At 32.3% G+C, this 15,212-nt stretch carries 14 protein-coding genes; 9 read left to right on the top strand and 5 right to left on the bottom strand.

What is annotated here, in order from left to right:
- Positions 1 to 94: 94 nt before the first annotated feature.
- Positions 95 to 1,309, bottom strand: a complete 1,215-nt coding sequence (locus ACIQ06_RS06020; RefSeq protein WP_396144466.1) for an aminotransferase class V-fold PLP-dependent enzyme — start codon at positions 1,307 to 1,309, stop codon at positions 95 to 97.
- 157 nt (positions 1,310 to 1,466) lie between these two features.
- On the opposite strand from ACIQ06_RS06020, the gene ACIQ06_RS06015 reads away from it, so the two are divergent.
- Both ACIQ06_RS06015 and ACIQ06_RS06010 read left to right on the top strand, forming a co-directional pair.
- Positions 1,467 to 2,813 (top strand): serine hydrolase domain-containing protein, encoded by a 1,347-nt coding sequence (locus ACIQ06_RS06015; RefSeq protein WP_396144464.1) that lies wholly within the window; start codon positions 1,467 to 1,469, stop codon positions 2,811 to 2,813.
- Positions 2,814 to 2,909: 96 nt separating this feature from the next.
- A complete protein-coding gene (locus ACIQ06_RS06010) occupies positions 2,910 to 3,098 on the top strand; it encodes a hypothetical protein (RefSeq protein ID WP_396144460.1) in 189 nt (62 codons plus the stop codon).
- Between the two features lie 64 nt (positions 3,099 to 3,162).
- On the opposite strand, the gene sufD is transcribed toward ACIQ06_RS06010, so the two are convergent.
- The 4 genes from sufD to ACIQ06_RS05990 all read right to left on the bottom strand — a co-directional run bounded on the left by sufD (position 3,163) and on the right by ACIQ06_RS05990 (position 7,119).
- On the bottom strand, positions 3,163 to 4,479 hold the full coding sequence (sufD, locus tag ACIQ06_RS06005; protein ID WP_396144457.1) for a Fe-S cluster assembly protein SufD: 1,317 nt from the start codon (positions 4,477 to 4,479) through the stop codon (positions 3,163 to 3,165).
- Between the two features lie 69 nt (positions 4,480 to 4,548).
- The gene (gene sufC, locus ACIQ06_RS06000; RefSeq protein WP_298117636.1) at positions 4,549 to 5,298 is read right to left on the bottom strand and encodes a Fe-S cluster assembly ATPase SufC; all 750 of its coding nucleotides are present in this window, start codon (positions 5,296 to 5,298) and stop codon (positions 4,549 to 4,551) included.
- A gap of 36 nt (positions 5,299 to 5,334) precedes the next feature.
- Positions 5,335 to 6,783 (bottom strand): Fe-S cluster assembly protein SufB, encoded by a 1,449-nt coding sequence (sufB, locus tag ACIQ06_RS05995; RefSeq protein ID WP_344815770.1) that lies wholly within the window; start codon positions 6,781 to 6,783, stop codon positions 5,335 to 5,337.
- 6 nt (positions 6,784 to 6,789) lie between these two features.
- Positions 6,790 to 7,119: an iron-sulfur cluster assembly accessory protein gene (locus tag ACIQ06_RS05990; protein WP_298303344.1), complete on the bottom strand. Its 330-nt coding sequence runs from the start codon at positions 7,117 to 7,119 to the stop codon at positions 6,790 to 6,792.
- 166 nt (positions 7,120 to 7,285) lie between these two features.
- On the opposite strand from ACIQ06_RS05990, the gene ACIQ06_RS05985 reads away from it, so the two are divergent.
- The 7 genes from ACIQ06_RS05985 (at position 7,286) to ACIQ06_RS05955 (ending at position 15,211) form a co-directional block, all read left to right on the top strand.
- Positions 7,286 to 8,146: an MBL fold metallo-hydrolase gene (locus ACIQ06_RS05985; RefSeq protein ID WP_396144454.1), complete on the top strand. Its 861-nt coding sequence runs from the start codon at positions 7,286 to 7,288 to the stop codon at positions 8,144 to 8,146.
- A gap of 65 nt (positions 8,147 to 8,211) precedes the next feature.
- Positions 8,212 to 9,807 (top strand): S8 family peptidase, encoded by a 1,596-nt coding sequence (locus ACIQ06_RS05980; protein WP_396144452.1) that lies wholly within the window; start codon positions 8,212 to 8,214, stop codon positions 9,805 to 9,807.
- Between the two features lie 61 nt (positions 9,808 to 9,868).
- On the top strand, positions 9,869 to 11,764 hold the full coding sequence (locus ACIQ06_RS05975; protein ID WP_396144450.1) for a M1 family metallopeptidase: 1,896 nt from the start codon (positions 9,869 to 9,871) through the stop codon (positions 11,762 to 11,764).
- A gap of 79 nt (positions 11,765 to 11,843) precedes the next feature.
- Positions 11,844 to 12,257, top strand: coding sequence for a hypothetical protein (locus ACIQ06_RS05970; RefSeq protein WP_396144448.1), 414 nt, complete (start codon positions 11,844 to 11,846; stop codon positions 12,255 to 12,257).
- A 13-nt stretch (positions 12,258 to 12,270) separates the two neighbouring features.
- Positions 12,271 to 12,663 (top strand): ribonuclease P protein component, encoded by a 393-nt coding sequence (gene rnpA, locus ACIQ06_RS05965; protein ID WP_396144492.1) that lies wholly within the window; start codon positions 12,271 to 12,273, stop codon positions 12,661 to 12,663.
- Between the two features lie 98 nt (positions 12,664 to 12,761).
- Positions 12,762 to 14,396, top strand: a complete 1,635-nt coding sequence (locus ACIQ06_RS05960) for a S41 family peptidase (RefSeq protein ID WP_396144446.1) — start codon at positions 12,762 to 12,764, stop codon at positions 14,394 to 14,396.
- Entirely contained in the window at positions 14,396 to 15,211 is an 816-nt protein-coding gene (locus ACIQ06_RS05955; protein ID WP_396144444.1) for an OmpA family protein, read from the top strand. Before ACIQ06_RS05960 ends, ACIQ06_RS05955 begins: the two co-directional genes overlap by 1 nt.
- The last annotated feature ends 1 nt before the right edge of the window (position 15,212 follow it).

The raw sequence follows: 15,212 nt of genomic DNA, 5'->3' as shown, positions 1-15,212 counted from the left end.
TTTATTTATTAGCGGTAACATATGGTATCGCCTTTTTAATTATTGGTGTTTGCTTACGCAAAAATGTTGTTAATGGCGATTTCATAATGATTGTTTAAGTTAACATCATTTTAGCCTTTTTAACGGCTTCGACAAAGATATCAATTTCTTCTTTAGTATTGTAAAAAGCAAAACTAGCTCTAATTGTTCCTGGAATACTAAAGAAATCCATAATAGGTTGTGCACAATGATGTCCAGTTCTTACTGCTATTCCTAATTTATCTATTATCGTGCCAATGTCATAAGGATGAATGTCATCAATATTAAACGAAATTACAGAAGCTTTTTCTTTAGCCGTTCCATAGATTTTTAATCCTTCTATTTCTAAAAGTTTTTTAGTTCCATATTCTAACAATTCTTGTTCGTAAACAGCAATATTGTCAAAACCTATTTCATTCATGTAATCTATTGCTGTTCCAAGTACAATTCCGCCTTCAATGTTGGGTGTTCCTGCTTCAAATTTGTGTGGCAAATCAGCATAAGTAGTTTTCTCAAATGAAACGGTCGCAATCATTTCACCACCACCTTGATAAGGAGGCAGTTTTCGAAGCCATTCTTCTTTTCCATATAAAATTCCAACGCCTGTTGGTCCACAAATTTTATGTCCTGAAAACACATAAAAATCACAATCCAAAGCTTGAACATCGGGTTTTAAATGAGGTGTTGCTTGCGCTCCATCAATCAAAATTGCAGCACCAACTTCATGCGCTTTTTTAATCATATATTCAATAGGATTAATCGTTCCTAAGGCATTTGATATATGATTAACCGTTACAATTTTAGTTTTATTTGAAAGCAAATTGTCATACTCTGATAGTATTAATTCACCAGCTTCGTTCATTGGAATTACTTTCAAAACAGCTCCGGTTTTTTCGCACAACATTTGCCAAGGCACAATATTACTATGATGTTCTAAAGCAGAAACCAAAACCTCATCGCCAGTTTTCAAAATAGAAGCAAAACCATTCGCCACGGCATTTATAGAATGTGTGGTTCCTGAAGTAAAAATTACTTCGTATGGGAATTTAGCATTAATATGATTTTGAATTTTACCACGAGAAACCTCATACGCATCGGTAGCGTCTTGACTTAATTTATGTACTCCTCTATGAATATTTGCATTCAATTGTTCATAATATTTTGTAATAGCGTCAATAACCACTTTTGGCTTTTGAGATGTCGCGCCATTATCAAAATAAATCAACGGTTTACAATAAATCTGTTGCGATAATATTGGGAAGTCTGCTCGTATTTTATTTATATCTAACATTTCTTTATTTAGAATTTTTCTAAATACAAAAGTAATAAAATTGAAACTGATTTTTACCAAACAGATGTTAATAAAATCATAGTTTTATAAATGTAAAATTTTATAATGATTACTGATTTCATTTTTAATTTATAAATTGCATCAAAATCTATTTACAATGAAAAAATTCTTCAAAATATTCGCGGTTTTACTACTATTAGTTTTAGTTTATCTTCGAATAGAAATTTATCCGCAACTTGATATGATAACTGGTTTTTCATCTAAAAGCGTTACGTCAGGCCATTTTTTAGATAATCGTTCGTTGGAAACCATTGAACAAGGCGATAATGATATTGATAAAATAGATTGGGCAACCAATGAAATTAATGATGCGGAACGATTTGTAACTTCAAAAGTCTATGGATTAAAAGAACGAAAAGCTATTTATCGTGAAGGATTAGGAGCAACATTGATTAACGATGATTTTGATGTTTCCAAACCGTACAATGTTCCGAAAAGGACTAAAATAAATACTAATTTACCTTTTCCTTATGGAAATTTAGACCAAAAAGACACTGTTTTTTCAAATATTGATTATGTCAAATTAAACGCTATTGTTGAAAATGCTTTCGATAAAAAAAGTCAAAAAGACAAGCGAACACGCTCGGTAATTGTAATTTATAAAAACAAAATTATAGCTGAAAAATACGCTGATGGTTTCAATAAAAACTCAAGAATTTTAGGTTGGTCAATGACGAAAAGTATCACAGGAACTTTATTCGGAATTTTGCAAAAACAAGGTAAATTCGATATCATAAAACCCGCTCCAATTGCGGAATGGAAAAGCGATGAACGTTCTAAAATCACCACAAACGATTTACTTCACATGAATTCAGGATTAGAATGGGAAGAAGATTATGGAAAAATTTCGGATGTTACCAAAATGCTTTTTATTGAAGAAGATATGACTAAATCGCAAATCAATAAACCACTAATTGGAAAACCCAATAACACTTGGAATTACTCATCAGGAACAACAAATTTATTAAGTGGAATTTTGAGAAAACAATTCAAAACTCATCAAGAGTATTTGGATTTTTGGTACACCAATTTATTAGACAAAATCGGCATGAATTCAGCTATTGTTGAAACCGATATGGCAGGAAATTTTGTTGGTTCGTCTTATGGTTGGGCAACCACACGTGATTGGGCAAAATTCGGCTTATTGTACTTACACAAAGGCAATTGGAACGGCGAACAAATCTTTGACGAAAGTTGGGCGAAATACGTGTCTACACCAACTAATACTTCCAACGGACAATATGGTGCACAATTTTGGTTAAACGCTGGAGGAAGATTTCCAAATGCTCCAAAAGACATGTTCTACGCAAGTGGTTATCAAGGACAAATGGTAGCGATTTTCCCAAGCCATGATTTAGTTATCGTTCGAATGGGTTTAAAAGAAGACCCTGAATTTGATTTTAATGGGTTGTTGAGTGGAGTTGTTGGGAGTTTAGAAAAATAGGTACATAAAAATGCAAGTTTTTACTTTAAATGTGTAATATTTCTGATTAACTTGTAACTACTTTTGTTAGGTAATCTAAAAAATAAAATCATGAATATGAAAAGGATTTTTGGCGGATTCCTTACGGTTTTAGGAATTGTTGGACTTGTATATACAGCTATAGTTTTTTCAAGTACAGCTGGAAGCGAAAGAGATATAAAGTCTTTAATTATTTATGGAGTATTGGGTGTTGTTTTTTTTGTCTCCGGTATAGGATTAATTAAAACAACTAAAGACGAATCATAAAAACTTAAATAAAAAAAGCTTTCCATTTCGGAAAGCTTTTCTGTTATATAAAAGAAATTTTTATCTACAAATCAAAACCTAAATTAACACCTAATTTATTAGCAATAATCTTAGTAATTCGTTGTTTTAATTCAGGTATTTTAATGCTTTCGATTACACTATTTGAAAACGCATACATCAACAAAGCTTTAGCTTCTTTCTTTGGAATTCCACGGCTTTGCATGTAAAACATAGCGCTTTCGTCTAATTGACCAATGGTGCAACCGTGAGAACATTTTACATCATCGGCGAAGATTTCCAATTGTGGTTTAGCGTTGATTGTAGCTTTATCACCAATTAAAATATTGTTATTTTGCTGAAAAGCATCGGTTTTTTGAGCTTCTTTTTCTACGTAAATTTTTCCATTGAAAACGCCTGTTGAACTGTCAGCTAAAATGGTTTTATAGTTTTGATGACTTTCACAATTTGGCGTTGCATGATTTACAAGTGTGTAATGATCAACATGTTGCTTGTCACCAATAATCGTAATTCCTTTTAAAGTCGAGTCAATTCTTTCTCCAAAATGATAAAAATTCAAGTTGTTTCTGGTAATGTTTCCACCAAAAGAAAACGTGTGCACTGAAACTCTACTTTCCTGTTTTTGAGAAATATAGGTATTATCAATTAGGTTTGCTGTTAGCAAATCGTTTTGAATTTTGTAATAATCAACGATAGCACGTTTTTGAGCAAAAATCTCAGTAACTGCATTTGTCAACACTGGATTTTCGTTCAACGATTGGTGTCTTTCAATGATTTGAACATGAGCATTTTCACCTACAATTACCAAATTTCGAGGTTGCACCATCAAAGCATTTTCAACTCCAGTAGAGAAATAAATGATTTCGATTGGTTTTTCAACCACTTTACTTTTCGGAACATTAATGTACGCACCTTCGTTCGCAAAAGCGGTATTTAATGTAGTTAAAGTCTCGTCTTTACTAGCTATTTTATTGAAATACTCGTCAATAATCATTTTGTATTTTGGCTTTGTCAATGCCGATGACATTAAGCAAACATCCAATCCGTCATGAGTTGTTGATGACAAAAATGAAGAAAATTTCCCATCTACAAAAACCACTTTGTAGGTGTCGATTTCATGAAGAAAATATTTCTTAACCTCAGCAAATTCAATAGCATTTTCGTGTTTTGGAAACACCGAATAATCATTTTTTAGAATGGTATTCAGCGATGTATATTTCCAAGCTTCCTCTTTTTTGGTTGGAAAGCCTTTATTTTCAAAGTTTTTTATAGCCGAAGTACGAACATCATGCAACTGAGAAGTCACATCAATTTGCTCTTCAAATGCCATGAAAGACGATACTAATTTTTCTTTTAAATCCATAATTTTGTTGTCGGTTGTCAGTTGTTTTTGTTGTCCGTTTGAAACCGATAACAGACAACTGATAACTTTTTAAACTAATTCACTTTTAATCCAGTCGTATCCTTTTTCTTCTAACTCGTAAGCCAATTCTTTTCCGCCTGATTTTACGATTTTTCCATCCATCAAAACATGAACGAAATCCGGAATAATATAATCTAACAAACGTTGGTAGTGTGTGATTACTAACACTGCGTTGTTTTCGTTTTTCAATTTATTAACGCCATTAGCTACGATACGAAGTGCGTCAATATCCAAACCTGAATCGGTTTCGTCTAGAATAGCGATTTTTGGTTCTAACATTGCCATTTGGAAGATTTCATTACGTTTCTTTTCTCCACCTGAAAAACCTTCGTTTAATGAACGTGACAAGAATTTTCTGTCCATTTCCAATAATTCTGATTTCTCACGAATTAATTTCAACATTTCGTTGGCTGGCATTTCTTCTTGTCCGTTAGCTTTTCTCTTTTCGTTAATCGCAGTTTTGATGAAATTCGTAACGGAAACTCCCGGGATTTCTACTGGATATTGGAACGACAAGAAAACACCTTTATGTGCTCTTTCTTCTGGTGCTAATTCTGAAATATCTTCACCTTCTAAAAGGATTTCACCTTCAGAAACTTCATAATTTTCATTTCCTGCAATAATAGAAGAAAGTGTTGATTTTCCAGCACCATTTGGTCCCATAATCGCGTGAACTTCTCCAGCTTTTATTTCAAGATTAATTCCTTTTAATATTTCTTTGTCTTCTACCGAAGCATGTAAATTTTTTATTGATAACATTTTTTGAATGTGTTTTTTATTCTGATTTAATATTGATTATCCAACTGATCCTTCCAACGAAATTTCTAATAATTTTTGTGCTTCAACTGCAAATTCCATTGGTAATTTATTTAAAACTTCTTTACTGAAACCATTTACGATTAACGCAATAGCTTTTTCGGTTGGAATTCCTCTTTGATTACAATAGAATACTTGGTCTTCACCGATTTTTGAAGTCGTTGCTTCGTGTTCGATTTTTGCACTTGAGTTTTTACTTTCGATATATGGAAAAGTATGCGCACCACAATTATTTCCCATCAAAAGGGAATCACATTGTGAGAAGTTTCTAGCATTATCTGCATTAGCACTAATTCTAACCAAACCTCTGTAACTGTTTTGTGATTTTCCTGCCGAAATTCCTTTAGAAATAATAGTCGATTTAGTGTTTTTTCCTAAATGAACCATTTTAGTTCCAGTATCGGCTTGTTGAAAATTATTGGTTACAGCAATTGAATAAAATTCTCCAATTGAATTATCTCCTTTTAAAACCACTGATGGATATTTCCATGTTACTGCCGAACCTGTTTCAACTTGCGTCCATGAAATTTTTGCGTTTTTCTCGCAGATTCCTCTTTTGGTAACGAAGTTAAAAACTCCACCTTTTCCTTCTTTATTTCCTGGATACCAGTTTTGAACTGTTGAATATTTTATTTCGGCATTATCTAAAGCAATAAGTTCTACAACAGCTGCGTGCAATTGATTTTCATCACGACTCGGCGCTGTACAACCTTCTAAGTAAGAAACATAACTGCCTTCGTCAGCAATAAGAAGTGTTCTTTCAAATTGTCCTGTTCCTGCTTGATTGATACGGAAATACGTTGATAATTCCATCGGACAACGAACGCCTTTTGGAATATAACAGAAACTTCCGTCAGAGAAAACCGCTGAATTTAGCGCAGCATAAAAATTATCTCTTTGAGGTACAACCGTTCCTAAATATTTCTGTACCAATTCAGGATACTCGCGAATAGCTTCTGAAATACTCATGAAAATGATTCCTTTTTCCGCCAATGTTTTCTTGAAAGTGGTTGCTACCGAAACTGAATCGACAACAATATCCATTGCAACATTGTTCAATTTCTTTTGCTCATCAATAGATATTCCTAACTTTTTATACATTTCTAAAAGGTCTGGATCAACATCGTCAAGTGTTTTGTTTGGATCAGCTTTTTTAGGTGCTGAATAGTATGAAATTGCTTGAAAATCGGGTTTATCATAATGAACATTTGCCCATTCTGGTTCTATCATTTCTTGCCATGCACGAAACGCTTCAATACGCCAATCGGTCATCCATTGCGGTTCTTCTTTCTTTTTAGAAATCGCACGAACAATATCTTCGTTTAATCCAATAGGAAACGTCTCCGAATCCAGATCGGTATAGAATCCATATTCGTATTCTTTGTTTTCTAATTCGACTTTTAAGTCGTCTTCAGTATATTTTGCCATAGTATTTTATAACGAAAATGATTCTCCGCAACCACAAGTTCTACTTGCATTTGGATTATTAAATACAAATCCTTTTCCGTTCAATCCGCCAGAAAATTCTAAAATTGTTCCTGCTAAATACAAAAACGATTTCTTCTCAACGGCTATTTTTACATTATTATCTTCAAAAACTTTATCGTTTTCACCCAACTCTTTGTCAAATTTTAATTCATATGACAAACCTGAGCAACCACCACTTTTTACGCCTACTCTAACGTAATCTTTGGCAGCGTCAAAACCGTCATCTTTCATCATATCGATGATTTTTTTGCTTGCTGAATCAGAAACTTTTATCATTGCTTATTTTGATTTTGTCTAAATTAATGGCAAAGTTACTACAATTATCGATTTTATCAACAAACACTAACATTTTTATAACTAATGTTTCCATAGAAAAAATTGATTTTATCGTTTATCAAACCAACCTATTTAGTAAATTGCAACGTTTTTAAAATTAAAAATCATGAAACTTTATCCAATTGAAGCAGGAAATTTTAAATTAGATGGCGGAGCTATGTTTGGTGTGGTGCCAAAAACCATTTGGAATAAAACCAATCCTGCAGACGAAAATAATCTAATTGACATTGCAGCTCGTTGTCTTTTAATTGAAGAAGGAAATCGCTTAATCCTTATTGACACTGGAATGGGAAACAAACAATCGGAGAAATTTTTTAGTTATTATTCGCTTTGGGGAAACCACTCCTTAGATAAATCATTAGCAAAATATGGTTTTCATCGTGATGATGTAACCGATGTTTTTATGTCGCATTTGCATTTTGATCATTGCGGCGGAAGCGTTAATTGGAACAAGGACAAAACAGGTTATGAAGTTGCATTCAAAAATGCCAAATTTTGGACCAATGAAAACCATTGGGAATGGGCAACCAAACCAAATCAGCGCGAAAAAGCATCATTTCTTTCAGAAAATATCTTACCAATGCAAGAAAGTGGTCAACTTAATTTCATAAAAAGACCTGAAAGTGATTTTTTAGAAAAGTCGGAACTTGATTTTGGAATTTTCTTCGTTGATGGACATACCGAAAAAATGATGATTCCGCATATTCAATATCAAGATAAAACTATTGTTTTTTGTGCCGATTTAATTCCAACTGCAGGACATTTACCTTTACCTTATGTTATGGGTTATGATACGCGACCACTTTTAACAATGCCTGAAAAATCGAAGTTTTTAGAAAATTGTGCAGAAAATAACTTCTATTTATTGTTAGAACACGATGCGCACAACGAAATCATCACAGTAGAAAAAACAGAAAAAGGCATTCGATTGAAAGAAGTTTTTAAATGTGAAGATATCTTAATCTAATGTTAATCATTTTTAAATTCTAATAAAACTAAATACTTTTAAACCAATTTTTTAAAATAATAATAATGAAATTAATAAAACCTTTTTTTATCTCCGCTGTAGTAGCGCTTGCACTTACAAGTTGTAGCCCATCATTAGCTCCAATGGTTGGAACAAATCCAGCAAATATTGATAAAACTCCATTAAAAACAACTCCAATCAGTGAAGCTGATATACTTAGATGGAGTCATTTAGATTTAGTTAAAGATACTATTCCCGGAATGAGTGTTGACAAAGCTTATAAAGAGCTTTTAAAAAGTAAAAAAGGGACAAAAATTATAGTGGGTGTAGTAGATTCTGGACTTGATATCGATCACGAAGATTTGAAAGGTAAAATCTGGACCAATAAAAAAGAAATTGCTGGTAACAAAAAAGACGACGACAATAATGGATATACTGATGATGTTCATGGTTGGAACTTTTTAGGTGAAGCAACCGATGAGAATTTAGAGTTAACTCGTATTGTAAAAAAAGGTCCAAACACTCCAAATTATGCTGAAGCTAAAGCTGAATTAGATGCTAAATTAGCGGAAATGATGCAATACAAACCTCAAATGGACATGATTTCTAAAGCTGATAAAGCGATTAAAACTCATTTGAAAAAAGAAACATATACTATTGATGATTTGAAAAAAATTGTTACCACTGATGCCGCTTTAAATCAAAACAAAATGATAATGTTGAGCGTTGCAACACAAGTTGGTCCAAATTTTCAAGAGGAAATGAAAGGTCAAATAGATTATGTATACGATCAAATTAACTATAACTTGAATGTAAACTTTGATGGTAGAAAAGCCGTTGGCGATAATCCAGAAGACATCAATGATAAAAAATATGGTAACGGAAACGTAAAAGGACCAGATGTTGAGGACGCAAGTCATGGTACGCATGTAGCTGGAATTATTGCTCAAGTAAAAGGAAATAATAAAGGTGGAGATGGCGTTGTAAATAGTAATGTAGAAATAATGGCTCTTCGTGCTGTTCCAAACGGAGATGAATATGATAAAGATATTGCATTGGCTATTCGCTATGCTGTAGATAATGGTGCTAAAGTAATTAATGGAAGTTTTGGAAAAGATTATTCTCCACATTCTGATTGGGTTCAAGATGCTATAAAATATGCCGCAAGTAAAGACGTTTTAATCGTTCATGCTGCAGGAAATGATGCTAAAAATATTGATACGGCTCCAAATTTCCCAACTGATGAAGTTAATGGTGTTGAAGTTGCAGATAACATGATTACAATTGGCGCTTTAAACTACGAATATGGATCAAAACTTGTTGCTGATTTTTCAAATTTTGGTGTAAAAAATGTTGATGTTTTTGCTCCTGGAGTTAAAATTTATGCCACTATTCCAAACAATAAATACAAATACGAACAAGGAACATCAATGGCTTCACCAAATGCTGCTGGAGTAGCTGCGTTAATTCGTTCTTATTACCCAAATTTAACAGCATCTCAAGTGAAACATATTCTTATGGATTCTGGAACTCCAATATCAGCAAATGTTGTTGTAGGTGAGCAAAAAACTACTGTCCCATTTTCAAGCACTTGTGTTTCAGGTAAAATTGTTAATGCTTACAATGCTTTGTTAATGGCAGAGCAAATGTCAAAAAAATAAAAACTATAGTATCAAACTAATGGAAGAGCATAACGTTCTTCCATTTTTTATTTAAAATCTGATGAAAAAATTTATTGCGCTTTCTTTTTTTATTATAAGTTTTTCGACTTCTTTTTCGCAAAGTAATAGTTATTGGCAACAAAAAGCTGATTACAAAATGGAAGTTTCGATGGATGTTAAAACATACCAATACAAAGGAAAACAAGAATTAATTTACACTAATAATTCTTCAGATACTTTACGAAAAGTTTTCTACCATTTGTACAATAATGCTTTTCAACCAGGAAGTGAAATGGATATGCGATTGCAGTCTGTAAAAGACCCAGATGGCAGAATGGTAAATAAAATTAAAGTTGACGATAAAACAACTAAAAACGAAAGTCGAATAGCCAAATTATTACCAAATGAAATTGGTTATTTACACATTTCAAATTTTAAACAAGACGGCCAAAGTGCTGTTGCTAAAGAAGTAGAAACTATCTTAGAAGTTACTTTAGCAAAACCTATCTTACCAGGTAAAACGACAACTTTCACATTAGATTTTGATGGACAAGTTCCAATTCAAATTCGCCGTTCTGGACGAAATAACAAAGAAGGTGTAGAACTTTCAATGGCACAATGGTATCCAAAAATCGCCGAATTTGATTTTGAAGGATGGCACGCCGATCCTTACATCGCAAGAGAATTTCATGGTGTTTGGGGTAACTTTGATGTAAAAATAACAATAGACAAGAATTACCTTCTTGGCGGAACAGGCTATCTACAAAACGGAAACGAAATTGGATATAACTATCAAAACGAAGGTATTACTGTAAAAATCCCTAAAAAACAGAAAACATTAACTTGGCATTTTGTAGCTCCAATGGTGCACGATTTTACTTGGGCAGCAGATAAAAATTACATCCACGATGTAGTAAAAACCGATTTTGGAACCACACTGCATTTTTTATACAAAAACAATCCTAAAATTATTGAAAACTGGAAAATAGCACAACCAAAAACCGTTCAATTATTAAACTTTTTTAATACTACCGTTGGTAAATATCCTTATGAGCAATATTCAGTAATTCAAGGTGGCGATGGCGGAATGGAATATGCAATGTGTACTCTAATTTTAGGCGAAGGAACACTTCAAGGATTAATTGGTGTTATTGCTCACGAAATGGGTCATTCTTGGTTTCAACATGTTTTAGCTACTAACGAGAGTAAACACTCATGGATGGATGAAGGATTTACCTCGTTTATAGAAGATTTAGGAGTTAATGAGTTGGATGAAAAAAAAGTCGCTAATCCGTTTGCTGGTGCATATAAAGCTTACATAAATTTAGCAAATTCTGGCAAAGAACAACCACTTTCAACTCATGCTGATAGATATGATGAAAACAGAAGTTATAGTATCGCTTCCTACAGCAAAGGTGAACTTTTCTTAACTCAGTTAGAATATCTTATTGGAAAAGAGAATTTGATGAAAACAGTAAAAAGATTTTACTCAGAATTTAAATTCAAACATCCAACGCCTAATGACATCAAACGAACAGCAGAAAGAGTTTCGGGAGCAAATCTAGATTGGTATTTAACCGATTGGACCAAAACTCTTAATACTATTGATTATGGAATTAAAAATGTTGTAGAAAGTGATGGGAATTTTCTAAAATCAACCAAAACTAAAATTTCTCTCGAAAGAATAGGAAGAATGCCAATGCCAATAGATATTTTAGTAGAATATACCGATGGTACAAAAGAAACTTTTTACATTCCGTTGCGAATGATGAGTTTTGAAAAAGAAAATCCAACACCCGAAATTAAAAGAACTATTCTGAAAGATTGGGCTTGGGGAAACCCGAATTATTTCTTTGAAATTGATAAAGAGAAAACAGCAATTAAAAAAATCACTATTGATCCTAGCGGTTTAATGGCAGATGTAAAGCCTGACAATAATTCTTACGAAATAAAATAAACCAAAAAGCGTTCTAAAGTTGGAACGCTTTTTTTTGGAATAGAATTTGTAGTTTTACACTCGATTAAATTTCTTATTTATGAAACCTTTACATTTTATACTTTTTTTACTTACCATAAACCTAGGTTTACACAAAACCTCAGCACAAGTTTACACTTTCAAAACGAGTAGTTTGAGTGTTATGGATAAAAATTCTAAAGGTGGTTGGAACGAATGGACCGAATTTAAAAAAGCCGAAATTATAATTACTTTAGACGCTAATAAAGATCGATTTGTTATCAATTCAAAAGAACTTCAATTGTATAAAATTGAATCCTATCTTGAAAAAGTTTCAAATGAAAATGATGATACTTTAGGTTTTATTTGCACTGATAATGATGGTGTTAAATGTGCTATTCTAATTGTTACTCGCAAAAAAGAAAACAATAGAATGCAGTTTTACATCAACTATCCTGACTTGAAAATGGTGTACAATATTTATACTACCAAATAATTTGTCAACAGAAGTGGATTTCAAATATCCGAAAAACGAAAAACTTAAAAGCAGAAAAACCATCGATTTGCTTTTTACTGAAGGAAAATCTGTCTCAAAATTTCCTTTACGGTTGGTTTATACACCTATAGAAGACTGTGAAGGAAAAATAAAATTTGGCGTTTCTGTTTCTAAAAAACATTTTAAACATGCGGTAGATAGAAATTATTTTAAACGCGTTTTACGAGAATGTTACAGATTAAATAAACATTTGATACACGATAATTTAGACCAAAAATATGCTGTCATGTTTTTTTATCAAACCAAAGAACGACTGACTTATGCCGAGATTAATGAAAAAACAATTTTGCTTTTCGAAAAATGGATAGCCGTTCTTAAAGAAGAACATTTGAAATTGAATTCTTAAGGATAAATTAAAAAATTAGTTTTCTAATCATATTACAATATATTTGACACTGTTTATTACTTTCGTAAATTCATAATAAAAGAAAAAGAAATACAATTATGTTTCAATACTTTAAAAAAAGATATATAATTCCGATTGTTGCCTCGGGTTTTTTATTTGTTGGCGCTAGTTTCAAAGACGATTTTTTTGAAATTGCTAAGCAAATTGAAATTTTCACAACACTTTTCAAAACCGTAAATCAAAACTATGTTGATGAAGTAAATCCTTCTGAATTGATGGATAAAGCAATCAAAAGTATGTTAGCTGATTTAGATCCGTATACTAATTATTTTAACGAACAAGATGTTGTAAAATTTAAAATAAACAACACTGGTGAATATACTGGAATTGGCGCGATGATTACTCGAAAAGAAGACAAGCTAATCATCAAAGAACCTTACAAAGGATTTCCTGCAGACAAAGCCGGATTGAAAGCTGGTGATGCCATTATTCAAATTGGTGATGTGCTTTTAGCAGATTTTAAAGAAGATGCTTCTCAATTGTTAAAAGGAGCTAAAAACACTAAAGTTGAAGTAAAGTACCTTCGTCAAGGAAAAACGCTAACTGCACAAATTGTATTGGATGAAGTTGAAATAAAAGCCGTTCCATTTTTCTCAAAAATTGATGAAAAAACAGGATATATTGTTCTTTCTGCTTTCAACAGAAAAACCACTCAAGAAACCAAAGAAGCACTTGAAAAACTTAAAGCAGATGGTGCCGAAAGAATTATTTTAGATTTAAGAGGAAATCCAGGAGGTCTTTTAAACGAAGCAGTTAATGTGTGTAACCTTTTTGTGCCTAAAGGTGAAGTTATTGTAACAACTAAATCTAAAAATCCTAAGTATAATGTTACTTACAAGACAACTAGAGAGCCTATTGATTTGCAAATTCCATTAGCGATTATCGTTGATGGAAAAAGTGCATCGGCTTCTGAAATTGTTTCTGGTGCTTTGCAAGATTTAGATCGTGCCGTTGTAATTGGTAGCCGAAGTTTCGGAAAAGGTTTAGTACAAAGGCCTATTGATATGACTTATGGAACTCAAGTAAAAGTTACAATTTCTCGTTATTATACACCATCTGGAAGATGTATTCAAGCATTAGACTATTGGCATAAAGACAAAGACGGAAAAGCTACTCGTACAGATGCTTCAAAATATACAGCCTTCAAAACCAAAAAAGGAAGAACAGTTTATGATGGTGGTGGAATTCAGCCTGATGTAGAATTGGAAGAAACTAAACTAAGCACTATTGCTGAGGTACTTCAAAAAAACGATGGTATTTTTAATTATGTAACTAATTACTACTACAAAAATCCTTCGCTTGGAGATAAAATTCCAACCATTACTGATACTGATTTTGCAGACTTTAAAGCATTTTTGAAAAAAGAAAAAATTAGCTTCGATACCGAAACAGAATTGGCTTTGAAAAACACTTTAGAAAAAGCTAAAAAAGAAAAAATTGACGAATCTATTAAAGCTCAATACGATCAATTATTTGCTGCTCTACAAAAAAGTGAAGAAGCGCTTTTAGATAAAAATCAGAAGGAAATTAAGAAATTAATTCTGGATGAAATCATTAAACGTTATCAATACAAAGAAGGATTGTACCAATATTATGTAAAAAATAATCCAGAAATTGCTAAAGCGAATTCTATATTGGCTAACCCAACTGAGTACAACAAAATACTACAATAATGTTTCGATTTTTAAAATATTTACCGCTTTTATTTTTTGGTTTTATTTCGGCTCAAGAGGAAGCAGTTTATTCTGTCTATTTTGAATTTGATAAATTTTCTTTAGATGATAAACAAGCTAAAGAGGTAGTCAATTTCATTAAAAATACGGATTCAACTAGAATTGAATCGGTACAAATTTTTGGTTACACCGATGATATTGGAAAAGAAGCTTATAATTTTAAACTTTCTACCAATAGAGCCAATACCATTCAAAATAAACTGATAGAAAACGGCATCAAAAACAAAATCATCGTTACCATTGAAGGAAAAGGAAGAATACTCATTGATGATGACATTGTAGATAATCTTCCCGAAAAACGCTCTAAAAATCGCCGTGTGGATGTTGTTTTAAACTTAAAAGAACTTCCTAAATTGGTTTTGCCTGGGTTTTATAATATGATTCAAAAAAATCATGTGGTAGGCGATCATATTTATCTTGAAAATATTCTTTTTGACAAAGGTAGTAGCCACCTTACAACTAAAGCCAAAAGTGAATTAGACAAGGTTGCGCTTTTGTGTTTGAGATATAAAAACTTAGAATTTGAAATTCAAGGACATGTTTGTTGCACGCCGCCAAATCAAAAAGAAGCTATTGATAAAGATACTAAAAAACGTCAATTATCTACCAACAGAGCACAATCTGTCTATAAATATTTGGCATTTAGAAGAGTTCCAAAAAACAGAATGACATTCAAAGGATACGGAAATACTGTTCCGCTTGGTAAAGAACCTGAATATGACCGACGAGTTGAGTTGGTAATTACCAAGATATAAT

The organism is Flavobacterium sp. (assembly GCF_044341265.1).
In the GTDB taxonomy this organism is placed as follows: Bacteria; Bacteroidota; Bacteroidia; order Flavobacteriales; family Flavobacteriaceae; genus Flavobacterium.
The sequence above is the reverse complement of the archived record's forward strand: the minus strand, read 5'-3'. Positions and strand labels throughout refer to the sequence as shown.